The organism is Priestia sp. 53B2 (assembly GCF_056099005.1).
This window is the reverse complement of record NZ_JBLZXA010000027.1, coordinates 351663-373140: the sequence shown is the minus strand read 5'-3', so window position 1 is coordinate 373140 and position 21478 is coordinate 351663. Positions and strand designations below refer to the sequence as shown.

General features: G+C 36.9%; 26 protein-coding genes. 10 read left to right on the top strand and 16 right to left on the bottom strand.

Annotation, left to right across the window (positions count from 1 at the left end; genetic code table 11):
- The first annotated feature begins 144 nt into the window (after positions 1 to 144).
- The 4 genes from ACN6NE_RS22395 to ACN6NE_RS22380 all read left to right on the top strand — a co-directional run bounded on the left by ACN6NE_RS22395 (position 145) and on the right by ACN6NE_RS22380 (position 2601).
- Positions 145 to 495 (top strand): helix-turn-helix domain-containing protein, encoded by a 351-nt coding sequence (locus ACN6NE_RS22395; RefSeq protein ID WP_034652432.1) that lies wholly within the window; start codon positions 145 to 147, stop codon positions 493 to 495.
- 14 nt (positions 496 to 509) lie between these two features.
- The gene (locus tag ACN6NE_RS22390) at positions 510 to 983 is read left to right on the top strand and encodes an ImmA/IrrE family metallo-endopeptidase (RefSeq protein ID WP_474327337.1); all 474 of its coding nucleotides are present in this window, start codon (positions 510 to 512) and stop codon (positions 981 to 983) included.
- Positions 984 to 1115: 132 nt separating this feature from the next.
- The gene (locus ACN6NE_RS22385; RefSeq protein ID WP_080743208.1) at positions 1116 to 1406 is read left to right on the top strand and encodes a DUF1827 family protein; all 291 of its coding nucleotides are present in this window, start codon (positions 1116 to 1118) and stop codon (positions 1404 to 1406) included.
- Between the two features lie 79 nt (positions 1407 to 1485).
- On the top strand, positions 1486 to 2601 hold the full coding sequence (locus ACN6NE_RS22380) for a site-specific integrase (protein ID WP_474327334.1): 1116 nt from the start codon (positions 1486 to 1488) through the stop codon (positions 2599 to 2601).
- Positions 2602 to 2685: 84 nt separating this feature from the next.
- On the opposite strand, the gene ACN6NE_RS22375 is transcribed toward ACN6NE_RS22380, so the two are convergent.
- The 3 genes from ACN6NE_RS22375 to ACN6NE_RS22365 all read right to left on the bottom strand — a co-directional run bounded on the left by ACN6NE_RS22375 (position 2686) and on the right by ACN6NE_RS22365 (position 5344).
- Entirely contained in the window at positions 2686 to 3696 is a 1011-nt protein-coding gene (locus ACN6NE_RS22375) for an LLM class flavin-dependent oxidoreductase (RefSeq protein WP_474327332.1), read from the bottom strand.
- 85 nt (positions 3697 to 3781) lie between these two features.
- Entirely contained in the window at positions 3782 to 3997 is a 216-nt protein-coding gene (locus ACN6NE_RS22370; protein WP_474327330.1) for a hypothetical protein, read from the bottom strand.
- A 129-nt stretch (positions 3998 to 4126) separates the two neighbouring features.
- Positions 4127 to 5344, bottom strand: a complete 1218-nt coding sequence (locus ACN6NE_RS22365) for an MFS transporter (protein ID WP_474327328.1) — start codon at positions 5342 to 5344, stop codon at positions 4127 to 4129.
- Positions 5345 to 5484: 140 nt separating this feature from the next.
- Here ACN6NE_RS22365 and ACN6NE_RS22360 point away from each other — a divergent pair, with 140 nt between their 5' ends.
- On the top strand, positions 5485 to 5766 hold the full coding sequence (locus tag ACN6NE_RS22360) for an acylphosphatase (RefSeq protein ID WP_028408645.1): 282 nt from the start codon (positions 5485 to 5487) through the stop codon (positions 5764 to 5766).
- 82 nt (positions 5767 to 5848) lie between these two features.
- The gene (locus ACN6NE_RS22355) at positions 5849 to 6625 is read left to right on the top strand and encodes a 3-hydroxybutyrate dehydrogenase (protein ID WP_129708894.1); all 777 of its coding nucleotides are present in this window, start codon (positions 5849 to 5851) and stop codon (positions 6623 to 6625) included.
- A gap of 38 nt (positions 6626 to 6663) precedes the next feature.
- On the opposite strand, the gene ACN6NE_RS22350 is transcribed toward ACN6NE_RS22355, so the two are convergent.
- From ACN6NE_RS22350 to ACN6NE_RS22315, 8 genes are all read right to left on the bottom strand, one after another.
- Positions 6664 to 9075, bottom strand: a complete 2412-nt coding sequence (locus tag ACN6NE_RS22350; protein ID WP_129708891.1) for a S8 family serine peptidase — start codon at positions 9073 to 9075, stop codon at positions 6664 to 6666.
- A 740-nt stretch (positions 9076 to 9815) separates the two neighbouring features.
- A complete protein-coding gene (locus ACN6NE_RS22345) occupies positions 9816 to 10253 on the bottom strand; it encodes a S1 domain-containing RNA-binding protein (protein ID WP_129708888.1) in 438 nt (145 codons plus the stop codon).
- 181 nt (positions 10254 to 10434) lie between these two features.
- On the bottom strand, positions 10435 to 11256 hold the full coding sequence (gene nadE / locus ACN6NE_RS22340; RefSeq protein ID WP_474327324.1) for an ammonia-dependent NAD(+) synthetase: 822 nt from the start codon (positions 11254 to 11256) through the stop codon (positions 10435 to 10437).
- A gap of 34 nt (positions 11257 to 11290) precedes the next feature.
- Positions 11291 to 11971: a nicotinate (nicotinamide) nucleotide adenylyltransferase gene (gene nadD, locus ACN6NE_RS22335; RefSeq protein ID WP_129708882.1), complete on the bottom strand. Its 681-nt coding sequence runs from the start codon at positions 11969 to 11971 to the stop codon at positions 11291 to 11293.
- Positions 11972 to 11986: 15 nt separating this feature from the next.
- Entirely contained in the window at positions 11987 to 13456 is a 1470-nt protein-coding gene (locus ACN6NE_RS22330; RefSeq protein ID WP_129708878.1) for a nicotinate phosphoribosyltransferase, read from the bottom strand.
- A 23-nt stretch (positions 13457 to 13479) separates the two neighbouring features.
- Positions 13480 to 14028 (bottom strand): cysteine hydrolase family protein, encoded by a 549-nt coding sequence (locus ACN6NE_RS22325; protein WP_129708876.1) that lies wholly within the window; start codon positions 14026 to 14028, stop codon positions 13480 to 13482.
- Positions 14029 to 14099: 71 nt separating this feature from the next.
- A complete protein-coding gene (locus ACN6NE_RS22320; protein WP_129708873.1) occupies positions 14100 to 14876 on the bottom strand; it encodes an NUDIX domain-containing protein in 777 nt (258 codons plus the stop codon).
- Positions 14877 to 15099: 223 nt separating this feature from the next.
- A complete protein-coding gene (locus ACN6NE_RS22315; protein ID WP_129708870.1) occupies positions 15100 to 15495 on the bottom strand; it encodes a CDI toxin immunity protein in 396 nt (131 codons plus the stop codon).
- Between the two features lie 331 nt (positions 15496 to 15826).
- On the opposite strand from ACN6NE_RS22315, the gene ACN6NE_RS22310 reads away from it, so the two are divergent.
- Complete coding sequence (locus ACN6NE_RS22310; protein WP_129708867.1) at positions 15827 to 16915, top strand: FAD-dependent monooxygenase; 1089 nt, start codon at positions 15827 to 15829, stop codon at positions 16913 to 16915.
- Between the two features lie 105 nt (positions 16916 to 17020).
- On the opposite strand, the gene ACN6NE_RS22305 is transcribed toward ACN6NE_RS22310, so the two are convergent.
- A complete protein-coding gene (locus tag ACN6NE_RS22305) occupies positions 17021 to 17356 on the bottom strand; it encodes a helix-turn-helix domain-containing protein (RefSeq protein ID WP_116072478.1) in 336 nt (111 codons plus the stop codon).
- 204 nt (positions 17357 to 17560) lie between these two features.
- Positions 17561 to 17686 carry an anti-repressor SinI family protein gene (locus tag ACN6NE_RS22300; RefSeq protein ID WP_474327319.1) on the bottom strand — a complete coding sequence of 42 codons (126 nt, stop codon included), beginning with the start codon at positions 17684 to 17686 and terminating at the stop codon, positions 17561 to 17563.
- A 232-nt stretch (positions 17687 to 17918) separates the two neighbouring features.
- Between ACN6NE_RS22300 and ACN6NE_RS22295 the strand changes: the two genes are divergently transcribed.
- Genes ACN6NE_RS22295 through ACN6NE_RS22285 form a run of 3 tightly spaced genes read left to right on the top strand, consistent with a single transcriptional unit; the run spans position 17919 to position 19960 of the window.
- Positions 17919 to 18482, top strand: coding sequence for an alpha/beta fold hydrolase (locus ACN6NE_RS22295; protein ID WP_474327317.1), 564 nt, complete (start codon positions 17919 to 17921; stop codon positions 18480 to 18482).
- A complete protein-coding gene (locus ACN6NE_RS22290; RefSeq protein ID WP_474327315.1) occupies positions 18440 to 19471 on the top strand; it encodes an AfsR/SARP family transcriptional regulator in 1032 nt (343 codons plus the stop codon). The genes ACN6NE_RS22295 and ACN6NE_RS22290 overlap by 43 nt, the downstream gene beginning before the upstream one ends.
- A 15-nt stretch (positions 19472 to 19486) precedes the next feature.
- Positions 19487 to 19960, top strand: coding sequence for a DinB family protein (locus ACN6NE_RS22285; protein ID WP_474327313.1), 474 nt, complete (start codon positions 19487 to 19489; stop codon positions 19958 to 19960).
- Between the two features lie 62 nt (positions 19961 to 20022).
- On the opposite strand, the gene ACN6NE_RS22280 is transcribed toward ACN6NE_RS22285, so the two are convergent.
- The 3 genes from ACN6NE_RS22280 to ACN6NE_RS22270 form a co-directional block, all read right to left on the bottom strand.
- The gene (locus ACN6NE_RS22280; RefSeq protein ID WP_129708858.1) at positions 20023 to 20220 is read right to left on the bottom strand and encodes a hypothetical protein; all 198 of its coding nucleotides are present in this window, start codon (positions 20218 to 20220) and stop codon (positions 20023 to 20025) included.
- A 115-nt stretch (positions 20221 to 20335) separates the two neighbouring features.
- Positions 20336 to 20764, bottom strand: coding sequence for a metallothiol transferase FosB (gene fosB, locus ACN6NE_RS22275; RefSeq protein WP_129708855.1), 429 nt, complete (start codon positions 20762 to 20764; stop codon positions 20336 to 20338).
- 67 nt (positions 20765 to 20831) lie between these two features.
- The gene (locus tag ACN6NE_RS22270) at positions 20832 to 21443 is read right to left on the bottom strand and encodes a LysE/ArgO family amino acid transporter (protein WP_129708852.1); all 612 of its coding nucleotides are present in this window, start codon (positions 21441 to 21443) and stop codon (positions 20832 to 20834) included.
- Positions 21444 to 21478: the final 35 nt, after the last annotated feature.

Here is a 21478-nt window from a genome sequence, read left to right as displayed (position 1 = left end):
CCGAAACTTACCAATGCCAATATACATCTTAAAAGTTTCGATGTCAATAACTTAATTAACTTAAATCGAAATAAATATTGCGGTATCGAAACAAATAACTTATAATTAAACTGCATCTAAATTGGTAGAAAAGGAGGTAAAGAAATGAAGTATTCTTTTGGGGAAACTTTAAAAAAGCTTAGAGGTAAAATCACTCAAGATCAGTTAGCAAAGGCGTTAAATGATCAATATGGAACATCAATTAATAAAAGCATGATTTCCAAATGGGAAAATAATAAAGAAGAACCAAGGATTGATACAGCAAGATTCTTAGCTGATTATTTTGATGTTTCGCTTGATTATTTACTTGGAATTGAAAAGCTAAACAATAAAAAGGAACCCACTCCTATTCAAACAATTGCTGCTCATTTAGAAGGCAAAGATATAACTGAAGAAAAAATGAAGGAAGTTTTAAACTATATCGATTATGTCTTCAGCAAACAGTTTGATAAATAAAAGGAGTACACTCAATGTTAAGTTCATATGAAAAGTTACAGTCTAAATACAGCAGTATTCCTATGAATGAGATTCCTTTAATGCATGGCTTCAAAGGACTATACTATGACGGTCGTATCCTAATTAATAAAAACCTGGATGAGACAGAAAAATATTGTATCTTAGCTGAAGAGTTAGGTCACCACTTTACAACTGTTGGAAATATCCTTAACCAGGATAGCATCGTAAACCGAAAGCAGGAAAAGTTAGCTCGCTGCTGGGGCTTCAACGAAATATTATTTTTGTCTCGTCTTATTGAAGCTTTTCACAATAATTGTACAAATCGATATGAAACTGCTTCTTTTTTAAATGTAACAGAAAAATTTTCACAAGAAGCATTAGATTGGTATAAAGAAAAATATGGCGTTTGCACTTTTTACGATGGTTACTTAATAGGATTTGATCCGCTAATTATAGAAAAATTACCTCTTAACTCTGAGTTTAATTAATGGATGTATAATCTTTATTCCGCGCTTTATTAAAAAGCTAAACTTCTAAACCATTATCCTCTAAACTTACTCTTTCACGAGTAAATGAAGGATTAACTTTATCTTAAAACAGAACATACATTCCTAACAGAGGTGATTTACTTGAGATTTAAAGATGTAACTGCAGAAAGAAAAACGTTCGTTTCTTGTTTTAAAAACCAAAGTAAAGATACGAATACAATCAAGATTTTTAGTAATGGAGTAACTAAGATTATTTACAGTAGCAGTGAAAAGTCTGAAAAAGTCAGTATATCGAATCTTAAAAGAGACGTAAAACAATCTGAGGTATCGTATGCAATAAAGAAAATATTAAAGGCTCAACCTGCTTCAGTCGAAATATTCTATAGCGCCAACGGGGTTATCCATATACATAAAAATAACTAATTTTAAACACAAGTTACTTAAAGGAGGTGAAATAGAAATTCTTATCCATTGACTTAATATTTTTAAAGAGGTGATTAGATTGGCAAGCTATCGCCAGCGAGGAAAGAAGTGGGAATATAGAATTAGATATGTAAATCCTGCTTGTGGAAAAACGAAAGAAATATCAAAGGGTGGTTTTAGAACTAAATCAGAAGCTAAACTTGCAGCCAGTGAATTAGAAAAACAAATATATTTGGGCAAACATTCCCTTTTAGAGAACCGGGAAAAATTAATTAAAGATTGGTTTAACGAATGGCTCGAGGTATATGGTAGTCAAGTTCAGCTGCGAACATTAAAAAACAGAAAAACCTACGTTAATAATCAAATTATCCCTTACTTAGGTGATTTCAAGCTTAATCAATTACCTAGACTAGAATATCAGAAATTCATCAATAGATTAACTGAGAATTATTCACTAGGTACAGTTAAAGCTATTCACTCGATTTTTTGTATTGCTATAAATAAAGCGGTAGAGCTAGAAATGCTAACTTACAACAAATATAGAAATATCTCTATAAAAAAAGAAAAGGATCTTTCCGAGAGAAAAATTAATTATCTTACAAGAGATGAAGTTACCATTTTTATGGATACAGCAAAACAGTGCCCTTTTTATCAATATATCGTAGCTATTACCCTTTTGCGTACAGGCATGAGAAAAGGTGAATTAATTGCATTGCATTGGGACGATATTAATTTTAAAGATAAAACTATTAGCATCACTAAAACACGGAGCAGTCACGGCGTAAAGCCTCCTAAAACAAAACGCAGTATGCGGACAATAAGTATTGATAATACATTGGTAACTGAGTTAAAAAAATATCAGACTTGGCAAAAAAGAAATAAACTTAAATATGGAGCTAATTATATTGAACAAGAGTACATGATTACCCAAGCCAATGGTAAAGCGCTTAGTGAATTTCGAATTAACGATATTATGAAGGCTATTACCAACAAAGCTAAACTGCATCACATAAGTCCTCACGGTTTACGCCATACTCATGCAATTATGTTATTAGAGAGCGGAGCTGATATTAAATTTGTAAGTGATCGGCTAGGGCATACAAACATTAAAATGACAGCTGATGTATATCTTCATATTACAAAGAAATATGAATCTGAAAACATTACTAAGCTAGATCGTTATCTAAGTAATTAGTGGGGCAAAAATGGGGCAAACGCCTAATCCCCCCTCTTAAATCCCTCTCATATCAATAGCTTACTCACAAACCCCATCTTTTTCTTAAAAAAATGAGGGTTGAGGAAATAGCTCTGCAAGCAATTCATAAGACTTCTTTTTCGATTCATAATCATGGATATTTGTAATAATTAAAAATTCGTCGTTATCGTATTTTTGCTGCAGCTGAGTTAATCCTTGTTTTACTTCAGCTGGATTTCCTACGATCATACGAGGGCGATTGGTACTTATTTTTTTAAGTTCTTCTTCTGAATAAGAACGATTGTGCACTTCTTCTATCGATGAAATTGTTGTATCCCCGCCTTTGGCTACTTTCAACAGCCAATCATCTAGCGTTTTGGCGTGCTGCTCGGCTTCTTCTGTTGTTTCTGCACATACAACAAATACGCATACGTTGGTTTTAGGCCTTGATTGATACGAAGAAGGGATAAATTCTTGTTTATAATGACGAATGGCTTCTTGTCCACCAACTGAATAAATAAAATGTCCAAATGTAAAAGAGATGCCCAGCTCAGCAGCAGATCTTGCTCCTCTTTTATTAATGCCAAGATGCCACAGTTCCGGCTTTGTTTCACTTAACGGATAAGCCGTCACGCCGTAATACGGATGATCAGACGGCAAATTATGCTCAAGATGTCCTTTTAACGCTTGAATTTGACGCGGAAATTCATTGAGGCTTTTACGGACTCCATCTGTCAGCGCAAGCCGAGTCAGCGCATCTCCTCCCGGTGACCGTCCAAGACCTAAATCAATTCGATTAGGAAACAGATTTTCAAGCAGCTGAGCATCTTCTGCTACTTTATACGGACTGTATTGAGGAAGAAGAACTCCTCCAGATCCAATTCGAATTCGGCTCGTTTGAGAAGCTAAGTGCGTCATTAAAAGTGTCGGAGATGAGCCTGCAAGACCGTTCGTATTATGATGTTCCGCTACCCAAAAGCGATGGTAGCCCAACTCTTCCGTTAATTTAGCAAGCTCTACCGTGCGTTTCAACGCTTCCTTTGGTGTTGATCCGCTTGAAACAGGAGACTGATCCAATACGCTTAGCTTAATCATAGGTGATTCTTCCTTTCGATTTTCAATTTCTATTGTCTCTATTGTAGGAGAAAAATATGAATTCGTCTTGAAATTTGCTTCACGCTCATAAAAAAGAGGTTGAGACATTAACAAAATGAATCCAATCTAAAGACGAACAAATAGGATACATGGGCTGAAGCGCTTGTGATACCGCCGTTGATTTCCGTGCAAGACTTCGCTTTCCGCGGGCGGCCGATGAGCCTCCTCGTCGCATACGCTCCTGTGGGGTCTCACCTGTTCCGCTTTTCCCGCAGGAGTCTTCGCCTTGCCCTCCAATCAACAGATAGGAAGACCTACACACATGAAACCTACGTTTATCCTAACCAAAAAAAACGAACCACTCGTCAAACATGTTGATCAATGGTTCGTTCTTCACTTCGTCTAAATTCCTTTTGACCCAGCCCTTTTCTTATTTTTCTACGTGCATTTCTTTCACACGCTTATCGCTCGGTAACAGCCATGTTAACAGCCCTAGAATTGGAAGATAGCTGCAAAACAGCATGATAAACTGAAGGCTGAAGACATCGGCTAATTTACCGAATACAACAGCTCCTAAAGCTCCCATTCCAAAAGCAAGCCCTACAATCAAGCCGGAAACCAAGCCAATTTTCCCCGGCATCAGCTCCTGAGCATAGACGACCGTGACGCTGAAACTTGACTGAAGAATAAAGCCGATTAGTACTAAAAGAGGTGCTGCCACTCCGAGAGAAACATGAGGGAGTAATAAAGTAAACGGTACTGATCCTAACATAGAAAATAACAAAATATTTCGTTTTCCGAAACGATCGGCAAGCGGACCTCCAAAGAATGTTCCAAATACCCCTGCAATCATAAATAAAAAAACGTAAAGCTGAGCACTTTTGATAGGCAAATTAAATTTTTTAATGATATAAAACTGAAAGAAATTAAGGATGCCTGCTCCGTACCATGAACGTGCAAAAACAAGAAAAATTAAAAGTCCAATCGCAAAAATAATTTGCTTGTTCATCGTAAATGCAGCGTCTGACTGCTTTTTCTTCAAGCGTTGACGAGTAGTTAACTCCGATTTGTACCATTTAGAGACGCTATACAAAACCACTACGCCGATACCTGCAATTAACGTAAACCAAATCGTTCCAAACTGACCAAGTCCGATAAAGATAAATGCCGTAAATAACGGAGCCATCGACTGTCCTGTATTTCCGCCAACTTGATAAATAGACTGTGCTAGCCCCCGTTTTCCTCCTGCTGCCATATACGCTACGCGAGAACCTTCCGGATGAAAAATAGCGGAGCCGAATCCTACAAATAAGACAGATATAATCACAAAATAAAAATTTGGCGCTAAAGCGAGCCCAACCATACCAATCATGCTTAAACACATTGCAATTGGCAATAAAAATGGCGAGGGACGCTTATCGGCAAATACGCCGAATACCGGCTGCATAATCGATGACGTCATGTTTAAAGCAAAGGCAATCCAGCCGATTTGCGTGTAGTTTAAATTCATCGATTTTTCAAGGACAGGAAAAAGTGCCGGTATAACGGACTGCATACAATCATTTAGGAAATGTCCTAAACTAATAGCAAATAAAATACGATAAATCGTCGCCGGCTGCGCTTGCTGCGTTCGTGCTGCTGCTTGCATTCATAACCCTTCTTTCTTATTTAATCTACATTAAAACTGTTAAAGTCTTACAATGTCTTTTTCTATTATACAGTGAAAAGTAAGATTGTAGTTGTTTTCTTTTTTATAAAAAAGGGAAAATTGCCTGTGAGGTGAAAACAGTGAAAAAACATGTGCATATGATCGTAGACGGACGCGTTCAAGGGGTTGGGTTCCGTCACTACACGCAGCTAAAAGCAATGGAATGCTCCATTAACGGATGGGTACGAAATCGAGACGATCAAAAAGTGGAAATTGATGCTGAAGGTGAAGAAAGTAACATCCAAAAATTTATTGAAGAAATAAAAAAAGGTCCCTCACCGTTCGCTTCTGTTAGCAATGTGGAAGTAAAGATAGTAAACACCCCTTCCCACACCCATTCTTTTCGCGTAAAGTACAGTTAAAAAACTCGCTAAATCAAGATAATTTTTGATAAAATGGAAAAGTAAGCGATTTTATATCATCTACATATAAGGGGGAAAAATGATGGTTGAAAACAAAATTGTGTTAATTACAGGTGCAGCTCAAGGTATTGGTTATCAAATTGGTGAGCGCTTTGCTGAAGACGGAGCGACTGTTGTCTTAACTGACTTAAATGAAGATGGAGTTAAGAAAGCAGCAGACAAATTGAAGACAAAAGGCTACAAAGCATTAGGCATTAAAGCAGATGTGACAAATGAAAGTGATATTGAACAAATGATTGCTCAAACGGTTGAAGCATATGGCCGCCTTGATGTATTAATTAACAATGCTGGCATGCAATTTGTTTCCCCGCTCGAAGAATTTCCTACTGAAAAATTTGAACTTTTAACGAAAATTATGCTTGTTGCACCTTTTGTTGCGACTAAGCATGCGTTTCCTATTATGAAAAAGCAAAAATTCGGCCGCATTTTGAACATGTCTTCCATTAACGGATTGATTGGTTTTTCAGGAAAAGCGGCATACAACAGCGCTAAGCACGGCGTGATTGGCTTAACAAAAGTGGCTGCTCTTGAAGGTGCAGAGCACGGCATTACGGTAAATGCAATTTGCCCTGGCTATGTCGATACGCCGCTTGTTCAAAATCAATTAAAAGATTTGGCACGTACGCGAAATGTAGCGCTTGAAAAAGTACTAGAAGAAGTTATTTACCCTCTTGTTCCTCAAAAACGCTTGCTTGCAGTTGATGAAATTGCAGACTACGCAATGTTTTTAGCAAGTGATTTAGCAAAAGGCGTAACCGGCCAAGCTGCTGTGATCGATGGTGGATATACAGCTCAATAAAAAAAGAGTGTCAGTTAGACTGACACTCTTTTTATTATTTATTTAATTTCGAATTCTCCTAAAGAACCTGTCGTCTGACCTGCTTTTACTGCTTCTGCGTATAAATAATACGTTCCCGCTGGAAGAGCTTCACCATTAATCTTTCCGTCCCACGTTGCGCTAGAGAATCCTTTTTCTACATTCGTATACGAACTTAACAATTCCCCTTTTTCTAACGTTGCATCGTAAATGTAATAGCTAAGCTTCTCTGCTCCTCTTGGTAAATAACTGCCGTATTCAAATGATCCATTTCCAAGTACATCTACATACGCAGAAGTAACGCGAGGATAATCCGGCTCTTTTACAAATAAGATGGTTGGAACATCGTACGTTTCTTTATTGTTACTTACGGTAATTGTCCCTTCGTAATAGCCAGGAGATAATTTCCCTGCATCTACTTTTACATTCAGGTTTACTTTTTGCGTTTTTCCTGCATTAACAACTAAATCGTTTGTTGATTTAACGTCAATTGCCTGATGGCTTTTCTTAAATTTTACTTTGACCGAGTATTTTTGACTGTGATTTGATAGATTTTTAATCTTAAAGCTTTGTTTTTCTACTTGTTTCCCTTTATCTTTATAAAAGACACCGTACGAGTGACTTCCTGGTGTAATAAGCGTTTTTGCTTTAATTGCATCTACTACGCGTATGCTTCCTGCACCTTGCGTATTATGAGGATAAACCAGCCCGTTATGGTCACGAAGCAATTCCGTTGTATTCATTAAAGATGCTTTTACGTCTTCTACTTTATAATTTGGATGCGCCTGTAAAATTAACGCTGCTGCTCCTGCTACGTGCGGCGCGGCCATACTTGTTCCTTGTTTTGACCCATATCCATGAGGGTTGCTTGGATCATTGGTTGGCACTGTGCTGATGATATCGACTCCCGGTGCCGAAATGTCCGGCTTAATCATCCATGTATCGACAACCGGTCCTCGAGATGAAAATTCAGCCATTGTTTCATCAACTGTCTGATCAAATGTTGCAGTAAAAGAGCCCGTAACGGATCCTTTTGCTAAAGAAGCTACCAAAGCTTGTCCATCGGCTTTTGATAGGCGAATACTTGGCAAAGATGTGCCTGGAATATCAGGAATTGTCCCTTCTACGTTGTTGTAAATCACCGTTGCCACAGCACCGGCTTTTTTCGCATTGTCAACTTTATCTACAAACGCAATGTCTCCGCGAGAAATAACCGCTACTTTTCCTTTTACATCCTTTCCTTCAAAGTCTTCTGGTTTACCGAGTCCGACAGGTACAAATTCATACTTTTTACCGCTTGCATCCAGTAGCGCCTTGTCATTTGGAAAGCCCATTACTTCAGCTGAAGCATAGCTTGCGTTATCTACAGTTAATGTCGTTTTATACAAATTGTAAGGAAGCTGAGTCGCACCAACTGAAATAGCTTCACGAGACGTTCCCGGAGAGCCTACTGTCCAGTTAGCTGGTCCACTGTTTCCATTTGATGTAACAGCTACTACTCCTTCTTCCATTGCCCAATCTAACGCAATACTCGTTGCCAAGTCCGGATTATTAATTGTATCTCCAAGCGACAGATTCATTACATCCGCCCCGTCTTCTACCGCACGTTCAATACCCGCGATCACGTCTTCTGTTGTACCCGTTCCTCCTGGACCTAGTACACGATAAGCAAGTAAATGAGCATCAGGAGCTACTCCTTTAATTTTCCCGTCCGCTGCAATTGTTCCCGCTACGTGCGTTCCGTGCGTTGTTGCTTCGCCTTTTGGATCTCCAGCAGGTGTTTCTTGAGGATCTTTGTCATCGTCTACAAAATCCCATCCTTTATATTTCTCAAACGCTGACTTTAAATCCGGGTGGTCGTAATCAACGCCTGTATCGATAACGGCTACGGTCATATTTTCACCTGTATATCCTGATTTCCATGCTTGATCTGCTCCCACATAGTAAATGCTTTTATCCATTTCAGAACCGTATTCTTCGGCGCTGACTTCTTTCGATTTCACTTCTGTTGTATGATATTCAACGCTTGGATAAATAGCTTTTACTCCGGGCAAACTTGCTACTTTTTCAAGGTCATTAGCCGGAAGTTCTGCTGAAAACCCGGAAAACACTTGGTCATATTCACGCTTTACTTTTGAAGTTTTAGAAGCTTTTGAAAGCTCTTTTTTCACTTCGTCACGCGCTTTTTTAATCTTTCCTTTACTTTGCGCTACTCCTTTTTTCTTTGCTTCCGCTACAGACTCTTCATTTAACTCCACAATAACTTTTACTTTTTTAGCCGACTTTAAGTTATAGTCTCCTTGAATTTTAACTAAAGACGGTTCAAGCGCTGGTTTTGAATTTCCGTTAGCAGATGCTCCCATTGCAAAAGAAGATAAAGCAACCGAAAATGCTACTGTACTCAATACAGCCCGAATTGATACTTTTTTCATCGTTTTTCCCTCTCCATTTCTCTCTATAACTCATGCAACTATGTATGTCTTCATCCCCAGAACATACGCATCTTTTGCTTAGCTTGTGAGCTAAAAATTAGAATAGTATGGAAGTTCTATATATTACTATAAAATCCTTGAGTCTATGGAATCATTTTATATATCCCTGCAAATTAAGCACTAATGCTCAAAAAATGAAGAATTTTGTCTATTTCTTGTCTTCTTGTAACTTTTTTATTCCTAAAATTATGAAGAGATTAGATGAATATACAAGAATACTGACGAATTTCTGTTAATTTAACTATTTTTATCAGGGACTAATCCCTGCTTTCCCTTCGTTTACTTATAAGGTTTTTTTATTATTTTAAGAAAATTGTTCTTATAAGCGCTTTTTATTTTATAACTTATTATTTAGAACATAGTTTAATTTAATATAAAATATCGCACTTAATTAAATGAAATTTTTAAAAATTACGAATAATAAAGGGAGGTCTTGCAGATACTAACGTCAACGCTCGCACAAAGGGAGGCATGATTATGATAGATTTAAATTTCATCCTACTCATCCTTGATCTTCTCTCATCTCTTGTCACTATTGGCATCTACTTTACAACCAAGTAAGTACCTAACCTTCTCTTTACTCTTCTAGCGCATGTGCTTAAGCTATTACAAAAAAGAAGCAAGCCAATTTTTACTGGCTTGCTTCAGCTATATAATAAAGTAGTTAAAGTGGAAGGGATTTATCCGCGTCTTCCGCCTCTGCCACCTCGTTTTGATTCAGTGCTGCGTTTTAGTGTAGATAAATTATCTTCACTATCTTTTAAGAAACGCGCCATTTTTTGTTCGAAGTTTTCCTTTGGTTGGAAGTTGCTTTTAGAACGATTATCATTATTTCTTGCCTGACGTGTCGGGCGTTGTGAATAAGAAGATGAGGGTCTTTCAGGTTTATCTATTGCTTTTTTAATCGATAATCCAATTTTTCCGTCTTTCTCATTAACGACTTTCACTTCAATTTCTTGACCAACTTTAAGATGGTCATTAATGTCTTTTACATAGCTGTCAGCTACCTCACTAATATGTACAAGCCCAGTTTGACCTCCAGGTAATTCTACAAATGCTCCAAAATTAGTAATACCTGTTACTTTACCTTGTACCTTGCTACCTACTTCAACTGCCATAAAAAATGTTCCTCCTCAATAATATTAAAAGCACTTCATTATACCAAAGTGCGTAAGAATAACAAAGTGTGTATGAGAAAACAATTCGTTAAATTACACTTTTTCCGCCTCTTTTTTGTTTTATGAAAGAAATCAGTCAAAATAATGCCCATATTAGATATACCTAATATGGGCATTTCTCTCATTTCCACCATTCATCAAACATGCTAGCCGGTAACTGACGCTTATGTTCCGTAATACGATAGCGCTGTTCAATTTTTTCAGCGGCTTCTTGTGACACTTCTTTTCCTTCCAAATAATCGTCTAGTTCATCATAAGAAATTCCTAGTTCCGTTTCATCAGATTGACCAGGACTATTATCTAACAAGTCAGCTGTTGGTACTTTTTCGTACAATCGTTTATCTGCACCTAATTCTTTTAGCAATGCTTTACCTTGACGTTTTGTTAATCCCGTTAGAGGCAGCACATCTGCTCCGCCATCGCCGTATTTCGTAAAAAATCCTGTTACTGCTTCTGCTGCATGATCGGTTCCGATAACTAAAAGGCCGTTTTCTCCTCCGATTGCATACTGTACAATCATACGCGTACGTGCTTTGACATTTCCTTTATGAAAATCAGACAGCGCTATATCTGTAGCACCTGTAAACGAACTTTCAAATGCTTCCACCGTGTTTTTAATATTAAACGTATACTTTTCATTAGGTTTAATAAATTCTAGTGACGCCTTCGCATCCGCTTCATCATGCTGCGTGCCATGAGGCAAGCGAACGGCTACAAATTTTGCTTCATATTCTTCTTTTCGCAATTCGTCTACAGCAATCTGCGCTAATCGTCCAGCTAAGCTAGAGTCCTGCCCTCCGCTTATACCTAGTACAAAGCCTTTTGCATTTGCTGACTTTAGGTAGTTTTTCAGAAAATCAACGCGGGCACGAATTTCTTGTGCTGGATCAATTTCAGATTTCACATGTAGCTCTTTTCTTATTTTTTCTTGCATGTCTGACATGATACATGCTCTCCTTCCATTATATGTAGATTTCTTACTGATATAGTCCATGTTTTTTACTATAAAAATAACAGAGATCAGGCATTAAATATCTTGGTTCTCCGCCCCGGGCAAATTCTTGACGAATATAAGTAGAGCTGATTTCCATCGCCAGCCCTTTATCAAGAAGCTGAAACCGGCCGTCGTCATAATTTCGAAGCAATGGAGAATGACTAATAGCTTTCAACATGTCTATTCCCTCTCTTGCCATGATGATAAACTGGTTTTTACTAATAAGTTCATCTGCTTTCTTCCACTTGCCTTCACCAATATCTTGCAGCAAGTCGGCTCCCATAATAAAAAATAAATCAGCGTGTGGAAGCAATTTTTTAAAATGCTCCATAGTGTAGTATGTGTAATGATAGCCGGGCAATACGTCTAGCTCATACGTATCGAGCAAAAATTTTGGGTTGTCTTTAATCGCTAAGCTAACCATATTTACACGGTGCTCATCCGACGTCTGGAGCTTTTTATCTGTTCGTTTGTGCGATGAAGGCAAAAAGATAATAGCATCTAACTTCTTTCGATGCGCAACCGTTGATGCCGTCCAAAGATGAACATTGGTAACCGGATCAAAAGATGAACCATAAATACCAATTTTCGCTCCTTTTTCTAAAAGCTTATCTATTTTCTTATCAAGGTTTAGCTGTTGAAAATAAGCAAGCGTATCTGACATGTCTCCAGCTCCCTACTATTTTTTATTTAGGGCTTCCGCTACTTTTTGTTTTACGTACGCAATTTGACGCGTTTTATTTTCCCAACATTTTTCGCTTAAATCTACTGGATATTCTTCAGGGTTGCGCGTGCGCTTATATTCATCCCAAAGCAGCTCTAAATTATCTTTTACGTACTGCTGAATTTCCTGAAGTTCTTCTGTTTCATACACAAGCTCTCCGTTTACAAAGATATCATGATGGAGTTCTTTTGCTTCAAAATTTGTGACGAATTTACTAATAAACGTATGAACAGGATGGAACATTTTTAAACGTTCTTCGCTTTGAGGATCTTCGTCTTCCATCGTGATATAATCCCCCTCAGATTTCCCATTCAAATTATTAATAATACGATATACGCGCTTTAACCCTGGTGTACTCACTTTTTCAGGATTTGCGCTAATTTTAATCGTATCCATCATCTCGCCATTTTCTCCTTCAATAGAGACGAGTTTATACACTGCTCCAAGCGCCGGCTGATCATATGCAGTAATGAGCTTAGTACCAATTCCCCACATGTCTATTTGTGCCCCTTGCGACTTTAAATGCATAATCGTATCTTCATCTAAATCATTGGAAGCAACAATTTTTGTATCTGTAAACCCTGCTTCATCTAACATTTGACGAGCTTTTTTAGACAAATAAGTTAAATCGCCGCTATCTAAGCGAATCGCTGTAAAATTAATTTTATCGCCTAATTCTTTTGCTACTTTAATGGCGTTGGGAACTCCTGATTTTAACGTATCGTACGTATCAACTAGAAACACACAGTTTTTATGGCGACGAGCATATTTATGAAATGCAATGTATTCGTCTTTATAAGCTTGCACCATCGCATGAGCATGCGTTCCCGCCACTGGAATTCCAAATTTCTTTCCTGCTCGCACGTTAGAAGTAGCACCAAATCCGCCAATATAGGCTGCTCTTGTTCCCCAAATAGCAGCGTCCATTTCTTGAGCGCGGCGTGTTCCAAATTCCATTGCCACTTGATCTCCTACTACATGTTTGATTCGAGCTGCTTTCGTTGCAATCAGCGTTTGGTAATTCACAATATTCAAAATCGCTGTTTCTACGAGCTGAGCTTCAATTAATGGTGCTTCTACACGTAAAATTGGTTCATTATGAAACACAAGCTCACCTTCACGCATACATCGAATCGTTCCAGTAAACGTAAGGTCTTTTAAGTAAGCTAAATAATCTTCTTTAAAACCTAATTCTTCGTGCAAGTAGGTTAAATCTGATTCGCTAAATTTAAATGCTTTAATATATTCAATAATTCTTTCTAATCCAGCAAAAACAGCATAGCCATTCCCAAAAGGAAGTTTGCGGAAGAAAACTTCAAAAACAGCCTTCTTTTGATGAACATTATCTTCCCAGTACGTTTCTCCCATATTAATTTGATATAAATCGGTGTGTAGCATTACGCTGTCATCTGTAAACATATTCATTGATTTCCTCCACTTTTATGTCCTTAGATAATTTCTGCTCCGAGGCAAGATTTAAAATGTTCAAGCGCCCACTCATGACCTTTTTGATTAAAGCTTGCTACGGCTTTTTCATAAATATAAATAGCAAATCCTTTATTATAGGCATCTACTGCTGTATGAAGTACACAAATATCCGTACATACACCTGCTAAGTAGATATCGGTAATTTGTCTTTCTCTCAGTTTAATCTCCAGATCCGTTCCAGCAAATGCGCTGTATCTCGTTTTATTCATCCATTCTACATTTGCCTGTGATTGATACACATTATATAAATCATTTAACTTTCCGTATAGCTCTCTTCCTGCAGAACCTTCAACATTATGAGGCGGAAACAGCGCTGATTCTGGATGCAAGGAATCATTTTCTTTATGAAAATCAATGGCGAACACCACATACTCGTTTTGCTCAATAAATTGACGCGTAATATCGCTTATGGATGTTTCAATGTGTCGCCCTGGTTCTCCGCATGTCAAAGCTCCGTTTTCAGCTACAAAATCATTTGTATAATCAATGTTAATCAGTGCTTTTTTCATTATGTTTCCCCCTCATAAGTAAAAATTAACAGTTAACATATTGTTAATTATTTGAATTGAAAGTTTTTCTTTTAATAGCGTGCTGTATAGATTGGCTTCATCACATTCATTTCAACAAACCGGTAGAGCTTTGTTGGTTTTTTAGAAGTTCTCGTCGTTGTTTTTCCATCTACTTCTTCAATAAATGGCAGCATTCTTATTTTTCGTGCAAAGGCCTGATCACTTTTAATCGCTGCATCATCCGTTACGGTAAGCAGCACAGCCTGCAGCTCAGAGTATGTAAACTGAGAAGGCAGAAACTTCTGGGCAATGGTCGTTTGCAATAAATCTTTCTTAATTTCTCTGATTGCATCTCGAATGATGATTTCATGATCAAAAGCTAAAGGCAATGAAAAGATTTCATCTATTTTAAATAATTCAACTCGAGCAGCATCATCATTCGCTTTTCGCTTTATTAGACTATCTTCTGGGACGATTGCATAATGTGCGTTTGTAATGACCCATCCTCTATCGTCCCTGCCAGGCTCATCATAGACACCATAGTGTTTTAAATGAATATCCTTTACGCCCGTTTCTTCTTCGAGCTCTCTTTTGGCCGCTTCAAAAGCTGATTCATCAGGATGGACAAATCCGCCGGGAAGCGCCCACTTTCCTGCTTCGCTGTTCTTTTCTCCCTCTGCATTCACCATTGCTCGTTGGATAAGCATTAATTTCAAACTCATTTTAGGTGGTTTGTATGGTTCTTTTTCTTCCGTCACAATCGTAAATACAGCAATATCTGACGTATAGCCATAGGGTTTAGGGTATTCTTTTTTCGGTTGATTCGTCATTGCTTTTTTGTTCGACATTCAGCATTTCTCCTGATCACTCTTTTTACAATTAACAATATGATTAATGTTAATTATATTTGTTTTATAGAAAATGTCAATACTTTTCCCACTAATTATAAAGAGAAGGTAATTTATGTTGTAAATAACGTTATGTTTCGTATTTTTTAGAGTTTATATGCATAAAAAGCCGAGTGAAGAAGTTCTCATTCCCCTCTTCCCTCAGCTTTCTTTTCCCTTTTAATTAACGTGCTGCTAAACCAATCATCATTTTACCGTCTTTAAAATATTCAATTACATAGTCAACAGACGGACAGTAAATAAAAGCTTCTTCTGTAAGATCTGCTGTTTGTTGGAAAAACGTTAAAGCTTGAGCTAAATCGACACTTACAGCTTTAGTCGCTCGTTTCCAGAATAAAACAACCTGATGTTCTTTTATATTCATCTCTTGAAGCCATTTTTTGATTTCTTCAATATGACGGGTGGATTTTTTAATTAATACTTTTCTCCAATTAATTTGCATGATTGTTAAAAAAGGAAAGGTGTTTGAAAGTTTTTCGAAGTAAATGCTTGTCTGCCTTTTTGTTAGCAAATCTGCATTGTTACCCAATGTTTGAATATAATGTTCTATTTTTGTCATAATCATCCTCCAGTCGAATTTGGAGTTTGCTAGAATTTTCAGAGACGATCTCTACTCTTCTTGCTAAAAACCCTGCAGCTTTCCAACCGTGCTTTTTCTCAACAATTTTGAAGTTTCACCTTTTTATACAAATTATTCAAAATAATTTGTGTATTTTAGTTTACCATAAAACTTAATCTTTGACTTTGATTATGTAAAACCTTATTTATGTTTTGTCTAAAGAGCGAATTCCATAGAAGAAAAGCTATAAAAAAGTTGACATTAACATTTATAAAAGTTAATATACTTACTAAAAGTAACTTAATTGCATATAACAAACAAGGTGAAGAAAATGAACTATCAAACAGATGTGTGTATAATAGGAGCCGGACCAGGCGGTGCTCTACTGGCCTATCTACTGGCTAAACAAAATATATCAACTATATTGGTAGAGAGATCTAATAAGCTTGGAAAAGAATTTCGAGGCGAGCATTTAAATAAAGATGGAGAAATGATTCTTAAGAAACATCATATATTTGAAGAAATTGAAAGCTTAGGCCTTCTTCGAATGTCTAGGGTCGAATACTGGAAGGATGGACATATATTCAAAACCATAGAATCTGAACTTGGACATGCAGGAATTCATGTTCCACAGCAGCACCTTCTTCAGTCTATAAATAACCAAGCAAGCATCCATTCCTCCTACAAGCTTATGCTGGGCACAAAAATAACGGAACTAATGCAGAATGAAAAAGGCCAATATACTGGAATAAAAGCTCAGCAAAAAGGCCGGGGTGAAATAATAGTTGAAAGTAAAATCATTATTGGAGCAGATGGTCGATATTCAACTGTTCGCAAACTTGCGCACATAAAAAACAATATCCACAATCATGGATACGATTTGCTTTGGGCGAAAATTCCTGCACCTGAGAAATGGGAGCCTTCTATTAAATTTGCACTTGTGAAGCAGCAGCAGGTGGCGCTTTTTTCTCAAGCAAAAGGCTTTGTTCAAATCGGATGGAATATTGAAAAAGGCAGCTATCCTGCTCTTCGAAAACAATCGTTTAGACCGTTTATTCAGCGTTTAATAGACGCTTTTCCTAGCTTAAACCTTTCAATAGAAAGGTTTATTACGTCGTGGTCAGACTTTACGCTTCTTTCTGTGCAAAGCAGCATAAGCGAAGTATGGTCAAAGCATCACCTGTTATTATTAGGGGATGCTGCTCATACGATGACCCCTACTGGCGCTTTTGGATTAAACGAGTCATTAAAAGATGCTGATTTACTGTCTGACTTACTGCATCAAGTTTTTTATCAAAACAAAGAGATTTCAGAAACATTGAGACAGTTTGAAAAGAAAAGAAAGCCAAAATTAATAGCTCTTGAACGTATTCAGTTTCAGCGAGAAAAAGAATTCTCGTCCCATTTTATTTCTTCTTAAGCCTACAAAAAAGAGATTCCATAGACAAATGGAATCTCTTTTTTGTAATCATGATTTTTTAGCAGTTATTCTATATAAGTTCTCTTTTATGTATATTCCGCGAAGTTAATCTTGCTTTGCCCGCTGCCATTTTTGAAATTCAAGAAATTGTTTAAACTGCTCTTTGCTTATTCCTGACTCCGCTGCTTCTTTTGCTAACTCAAGCCACTCATCATCAATATCCAACGATTCAGATTTATCCATAGGCTCATGAATCAATCTATCAATACTCACGTTCAATGAGGTAGAAATTTTGTTTAGAAATTGAATAGATGGGTTGAGCTGAATTCCTCTTTCTACTGAAGATATGTACGATTTAGCAACACCCGCTCGGTTTGCAAGTTCTGTTAGCGATATTCCCTGTTTCATTCTAAGATCTCGAATACGTTGACCAATTGTCATTTTAATCACCCTTACTAATGCTTACTTATCGATAATAATACCATAATTTCACTTTACCGTGCATTATAAATAAACGTTCTTACCATAAAGGGGTGATTATACATCTAGAAAAGGGTGATTATACATCTAGTGAAAATCGCTTGAGACTGGTTATAAGGGTTATCTATGCTTAGAGAATTCTTTATTTCCTTACTAGTGCATCGGCTAAGAATTTGAGCTAATACTTTGTAAAAATTGTCTAACTTCCTCATTGCTTATACCTGTTTGTTTTGCTTCCATTATGAGCATAACCCATTCTAAGTCTAACGCATTTTCGTCTTTAAAATTCATAATTCTCCTCCGTTCTTCTTTTTTCGAAATTGATAACGTTTTCTTTTTGCTGTTTTTGGGCATTCTCCCTTATTTCTCACTATGGTTTTACAGTATAATGGATATTACTAGAACATTAGACATTTTTTAATTACTAAAAAGCACCCATTTTTTTGAAATTTTTGTCTATTCTTATCATAATAATTTTACCGTTACACAAACGCTACAGTTAGACACTAGGAGGATTGTTTTTATGCCTTTTCTGCATACGGCGACAGAAAAAATTTACTATGAAGTTCATTCGCCCGTATTCACTGACAAGACAGAAACCATTGTAATGGTTCATTCTGTTATCACTGATCATACGCTTTTTGATTCTATTACTGCAGAATTAACCCAACATTATTCTGTTATTCAATACGATTTGAGAGAGACAGGAAATAGCGCCTCCGCTACAGGGGAGATATCGTTTGAGGCTCATATTGAAGATCTTTTCCACTTATTACATACGTTACATATAAAAAAATGTTACTTAGTTGGAGTGGGATTTGGAGGACAAATCGCTGTTAAATTTGCTGCTCGCTATGAATTTCTTATTGAAGGACTGATACTATTGTCTCTTCCTTTTTATTCAGATAGCACCCTCCAAAAGATTAAGAGATGTTACAACGAAGAAAGTAAAAAGCAAATACCGGTAGATGAAATTTTCGAATTAGGCAAACTAGAGAGTCTGGAACCTACAAACATACAACAGGTAATTGAAAGACTAAAAAAATGGATCCCGGTGTATATTTCCGCTTTCTTAAACTATCTATAACAGACAATCTATTTCAAGAGTTGACTAGTATTTCACTTCCTGTACTCACTTTGTCTGGCCAACATGATTTTCTGTTTTCATCTCAGTATCTGATTTCAAAAACGATGTTTTTAAAAAACTACAGTCATATGACCATACCCAACGCACATTCTTTATTTTTAGTAAAAGAAAAAACAACTTTACTCAAAGAAATTGCCGTAGATTTTATTAAAAGTAACAAAACTCAGCCGTCTTCTTTAAGAAATGACTCTATGAAAATACTTAAAAACTGGGAAAGTGATACGGCTATAGACATACAAAAAGACTTCCATGCCCACACGCCCTCTCTTAAAGTAGATTTCTTATACTCTTTTTCCGTCTATGTAAATGGCCATCTTATTACAGAGGGCTGGAATAAGCGCTTTGCTCAAGAAATTTTACTATATCTTATTTTTCATCATTCTATCAGCAGAGAACAGCTATGCGAAGCGCTTTGGCCTGACATACCTTTAAGCAATGCCAAAAAGAATTTACGCGTCTACTTGTCTCATTTAAAAAAGTTATTGAACGCAGAAAAGGAAGAGCCAGTTTTACTTGTTAATAGACAGCTCATTTCTTTGAACGCCGATGTGTCAAGCGATGGATTAGATTTACTAACTGACCTTCAGTGGATAACCGAACAGTCTGACCCGGCGCTGAAATTCAAGGAAGCTGAACAGCGACTGCAGCAATTAGTTCCTCATTACTTAACAACGATTTATGACGATTGGTTCCTTGATATCCGAGTAAAAATAGAAATTATTCTTCTTGACTTATTAATTTGGATGAAAGAATGGCTTTGTGAGAATGGAAAGGTTTCAAAAGCCGTATTTTTACTCATTAAATTTATTGATTTAGTAGAAGAAAAGGAATTTAATTATGATGAAATTGTCGATTGCTATATCAAACTCGATAACAATGAAAAATCAGAGTACTGGCTCGATCAAAAAATGCGGTATTTATTTGAATAAAAAGGATGTGAATACATGAATTCGTACTGTGAAATGGTATTTAATCAAATAAACGTTAACATCCATTCCCTAACCGCAATCATTAATGACGTTACAGAAGAAGAGCTTGCTTATCGTCCCCTCCTCCCTCACAAGCGGTCTATTCAAGAACTGCTGCAGCATTTATGTCTCATTTGTAGTGCAGACTATTATATTTCCTTAGGCTACTCTGCAGATAAAATGAATGACTTTTATCTGCAGCATCCAGCTTATACAAAGCTTGAACTCAAAGCAGCTTTAGTAGAGGGCTTCAATCAGCTAAAAGCAGTTTACTCTTCTTTTGACGAACAAAAGCTATTTTCACTGCACACATCCTATTGGGGATGCACGTATACACGTTTTGAGTGGCTGCTTGAAATTCAGTCTCATTTATACCATCACCGTGCAGAACTGTATACGCTTCTAACCTGTTACCGCAGAAACGGATTGGATGTAGTGCTTTTTGAGTGATATAATCCGAAACAGAAAAAGCAGTGAAGCTATAGCTTCACTGCTTTTTCTTACTCTCTATATTAGATAACCTTTATTTTTGTTTTAATTGTATAATATGTATCTGCTATTAGTCCTACTGCAAGTCCGCTAATCATACCATACGGTAATACACCCGGTACATTTTGATAAAAAGTGCCGATTAACATTGCAGCTAGGATGCCGAAAAGTATGCCTATCACAATATGCGAACCAAACTTCACCTGTTTTGCGGTATACATTCTTCCTCCTCCTCACTTTTTTTCCATTATATCACAACAGCATCGTTTATTTAATGATAACTGAGCGAGGAATGCGAATGTAATAAAACTGTAACCTTATATAACTATTTTAATACTACTCTTTTAGCGAATAGAATGTCATATGAGGCTTTTCTTCTTGGTAATACGCTAAACGGTCTTGGAGCGTGCCGGTATGAAATTCAAATTTATGACCGTCAGGATCCATAAAATAAATAGATTTTTTGTCTCTCTCGTCACGATTTCTTCCAGGTAAGATGGTTACATTATGCTGTTTTAACAGCTCTCTTGCTTCGTCAAAGTTTTCAATAGAAATAGAAAACGCTAAATGAGTATACGAATACTGAATTTCTGATCTAGGAATACTTTTTTCTTCGTTTAACGCCAGCCACAGTCCATTCAAACTAAAGTAAGCGGTGGATTTTCCTTTCACTAAAAGTTCTGCTCCTAGCACTTTCTGATAAAATGTGATGGATTGTTCTAAATTTGACACAGAAAAGCACATATGATTAATTCCTTGAATCATCTTTTACCCTCGCTTTCTAGAAAAAAGTACTTCTTTCTATTACACAAATTTCTTTTTAGCATCTATTTTACTGAAAAAAGATACTTTTTGCCATGTAAAGAGCCACTCCCCAAATCATACATGCAGAAACCTTATTGACCCAAATCATTATTTTCCCATTCGAATCCATTTTTCCTACTGCTTTTCCTGCAAAAGCCAAGGACAAAAACCATATCCATGAAACGGATATCGTCACCAGCGTAAAAATCCATTTTTCTTTTCCGCTGTACAGTAGAGAACTTGTTCCGATCACGCCCATAATATCCATCAGCGCGTGGGGATTTAGCAGAGATACAGAAGCAGCAAATAAAATTTGTGCTTTTACCGTCATCCCTTCCTTTAATGACGTTTTTGAAGGTTCGCTCTTCCACGTCACAAAGCCCATATACGCTAAAAAAAGAAGACCTATTCCAAAAATAAGCGTTTGAAAAAATGAAAAAGCAGCGGCTACTGCTGAAACTCCCAGCACTGCTACTAGAATTAAAATCGTATCACAAACAGAAGCCGTGAAAACTACGGGAAGCGCCTGTTTGAACGTTCGTTGATTTGCTCCTTGATTAAAAACAAACACATTTTGTACCCCTAAAGGTAAAATCAAACCGAATGCTAACAATAAAGCATGCATAACCACTGTAAACATGTTGCTCTCTCCTTTCTCTTTCATCTTACAATTGA

Excerpts from the sequence above, each read along its gene's own strand:
- ACN6NE_RS22395 (WP_034652432.1), top strand. The coding sequence starts at position 145 with ATGAAGTATTCTTTTGGGGAAACTTTAAAAAAGCTTAGAGGTAAAATC.
- ACN6NE_RS22390 (WP_474327337.1), top strand. The coding sequence starts at position 510 with ATGTTAAGTTCATATGAAAAGTTACAGTCTAAATACAGCAGTATTCCT.
- ACN6NE_RS22375 (WP_474327332.1), bottom strand. The coding sequence starts at position 3,696 with ATGATTAAGCTAAGCGTATTGGATCAGTCTCCTGTTTCAAGCGGATCA.
- ACN6NE_RS22365 (WP_474327328.1), bottom strand. The coding sequence starts at position 5,344 with ATGCAAGCAGCAGCACGAACGCAGCAAGCGCAGCCGGCGACGATTTAT.
- ACN6NE_RS22355 (WP_129708894.1), top strand. The coding sequence starts at position 5,849 with ATGGTTGAAAACAAAATTGTGTTAATTACAGGTGCAGCTCAAGGTATT.
- ACN6NE_RS22350 (WP_129708891.1), bottom strand. The coding sequence starts at position 9,075 with ATGAAAAAAGTATCAATTCGGGCTGTATTGAGTACAGTAGCATTTTCG.
- ACN6NE_RS22345 (WP_129708888.1), bottom strand. The coding sequence starts at position 10,253 with ATGGCAGTTGAAGTAGGTAGCAAGGTACAAGGTAAAGTAACAGGTATT.
- nadE (WP_474327324.1), bottom strand. The coding sequence starts at position 11,256 with ATGTCAGACATGCAAGAAAAAATAAGAAAAGAGCTACATGTGAAATCT.
- nadD (WP_129708882.1), bottom strand. The coding sequence starts at position 11,971 with ATGTCAGATACGCTTGCTTATTTTCAACAGCTAAACCTTGATAAGAAA.
- ACN6NE_RS22330 (WP_129708878.1), bottom strand. The coding sequence starts at position 13,456 with ATGAATATGTTTACAGATGACAGCGTAATGCTACACACCGATTTATAT.
- ACN6NE_RS22325 (WP_129708876.1), bottom strand. The coding sequence starts at position 14,028 with ATGAAAAAAGCACTGATTAACATTGATTATACAAATGATTTTGTAGCT.
- ACN6NE_RS22320 (WP_129708873.1), bottom strand. The coding sequence starts at position 14,876 with ATGTCGAACAAAAAAGCAATGACGAATCAACCGAAAAAAGAATACCCT.
- ACN6NE_RS22315 (WP_129708870.1), bottom strand. The coding sequence starts at position 15,495 with ATGACAAAAATAGAACATTATATTCAAACATTGGGTAACAATGCAGAT.
- ACN6NE_RS22310 (WP_129708867.1), top strand. The coding sequence starts at position 15,827 with ATGAACTATCAAACAGATGTGTGTATAATAGGAGCCGGACCAGGCGGT.
- ACN6NE_RS22305 (WP_116072478.1), bottom strand. The coding sequence starts at position 17,356 with ATGACAATTGGTCAACGTATTCGAGATCTTAGAATGAAACAGGGAATA.
- ACN6NE_RS22300 (WP_474327319.1), bottom strand. The coding sequence starts at position 17,686 with ATGAATTTTAAAGACGAAAATGCGTTAGACTTAGAATGGGTTATGCTC.
- ACN6NE_RS22295 (WP_474327317.1), top strand. The coding sequence starts at position 17,919 with ATGCCTTTTCTGCATACGGCGACAGAAAAAATTTACTATGAAGTTCAT.
- ACN6NE_RS22290 (WP_474327315.1), top strand. The coding sequence starts at position 18,440 with ATGGATCCCGGTGTATATTTCCGCTTTCTTAAACTATCTATAACAGAC.
- ACN6NE_RS22285 (WP_474327313.1), top strand. The coding sequence starts at position 19,487 with ATGAATTCGTACTGTGAAATGGTATTTAATCAAATAAACGTTAACATC.
- ACN6NE_RS22280 (WP_129708858.1), bottom strand. The coding sequence starts at position 20,220 with ATGTATACCGCAAAACAGGTGAAGTTTGGTTCGCATATTGTGATAGGC.
- fosB (WP_129708855.1), bottom strand. The coding sequence starts at position 20,764 with ATGATTCAAGGAATTAATCATATGTGCTTTTCTGTGTCAAATTTAGAA.
- ACN6NE_RS22270 (WP_129708852.1), bottom strand. The coding sequence starts at position 21,443 with ATGTTTACAGTGGTTATGCATGCTTTATTGTTAGCATTCGGTTTGATT.